This is a genomic window from Variovorax sp. 01T439_2 (assembly GCF_056398445.1).
Genome location: NZ_JBFTPJ010001167.1, coordinates 1 through 1,545, shown reverse-complemented (window position 1 = coordinate 1,545; position 1,545 = coordinate 1). Strand labels below are relative to the sequence as shown.

1 protein-coding gene is annotated in these 1,545 nt (G+C 64.7%); it reads left to right on the top strand.

Going from position 1 to position 1,545, the window contains the following annotated elements; translation table 11 throughout:
* Positions 1-111 precede the first annotated feature (111 nt).
* Entirely contained in the window at positions 112-1,224 is a 1,113-nt protein-coding gene (gene hemE / locus AC1DOC_RS33130) for a uroporphyrinogen decarboxylase (protein ID WP_478131505.1), read from the top strand.
* Positions 1,225-1,545 lie beyond the last annotated feature (321 nt).

The window sequence follows — 1,545 nt, the reverse complement described above, 5'->3', positions numbered from 1 at the left end:
ACGGGGGACATTCGCGGAGGGGAGTACCCGGTGGCCTGTGCACGCGCCCTGAACAAGAGCCCCCGAACAAGCAGCGAAAGCAAAGCCCACTCCCCCTGCGACAATCGGGGCATGCCCTTCGCCCCCTTGCAAAACGACACTTTCCTGCGGGCCTGCTGGCGCCAGGCCACCGACCACACGCCCGTCTGGCTCATGCGCCAGGCCGGACGCTACCTGCCCGAGTACGTGGCCACCCGCGCCAAGGCCGGCAGCTTCATGGGGCTGGCGACCAACGTCGACTACGCCACCGAAGTCACGCTGCAGCCGCTCGAGCGCTATCCGCTCGACGCGGCCATTCTTTTCTCCGACATCCTCACCGTGCCCGACGCCATGGGCCTGGGCCTTTCGTTCGAGGTCGGCGAAGGCCCGCGTTTTGCACGCCCCGTGCAGGACGAAGCGGCCGTCGCGGCGCTCGAGGTGCCCGACATGGCCAAGCTGCGCTACGTCTTCGACGCCGTGGCGTCGATCCGCAAGGCGCTGGCCGGTCGCGTGCCGCTGATCGGCTTTTCGGGCAGCCCCTGGACGCTGGCCTGCTACATGGTGGAAGGCGCGGGCTCGAGCGACTACCGCCTCGTCAAGAGCATGCTCTACAACCGCCCCGACCTGATGCACCGCCTGCTCGCGGTCAATGCCGATTCGGTGGCCACCTATCTCAATGCGCAGATCGACGCCGGCGCGCAGGCCGTGATGGTGTTCGACAGCTGGGGCGGCGTGCTGGCCGACGGCGCGTTCCAGGAATTCAGCCTCGCCTACACGGCGCGCGTGCTGGCCGGCCTCAAGCGCAACGGCGCCGACGGCCAGCCCGTGCCGCGCATCGTCTTCACCAAGGGCGGGGGCCTGTGGCTCGAAGCCATGCGCGAACTCGACTGCGAGGTGCTCGGCGTCGACTGGACCGTGAACCTCTCGGCCGCGCGCCGGCTGGTCGGCGAAGGCACCGACGGCAAGGCCAAGGCGCTGCAGGGCAACATCGACCCCAACGTGCTGTTCGCACCGCCCGCGYAGATCGAGGCCGAGGTGGCGAAGGTGCTGCAGGCCTTCGGCCAGCCGCATGCCGATGCCGCTTCCAAGGGCCCGACCCACATCTTCAACCTGGGCCATGGCATCAGCCAGTTCACGCCGCCGGACCACGTGGCGGCCCTGGTGCAGGCGGTGCACGCACAATCGCGTGCCTTGCGCAAAAGTTAAAAACGGTAAAAGAGCCGCCAGCCGCAGGGACGCGGCTGCGGCCCCAAAAATCGATTTCCCGGCGTTTGTCAAGCATAAAAACGGTGTAGGAACACCGACTTATGCACAAAACACGTGTTGCACTGCGCAAGATTATCTGTAGGCCTCCCCTCTTTGCTCCTAAACCAATAGCGACGCTAAGTTGTTGATTTATATAGAGATTGAACTTTGCTTTTTTTGAGGGCAATCCAGTCAGAGGCTTGATTTTCAAGGCTCGCCGGCGTGTCGAGCCCGGTTGTCAACAAAGTTATCCACAGAAACTCTGGATGACCCCCAAAGCAC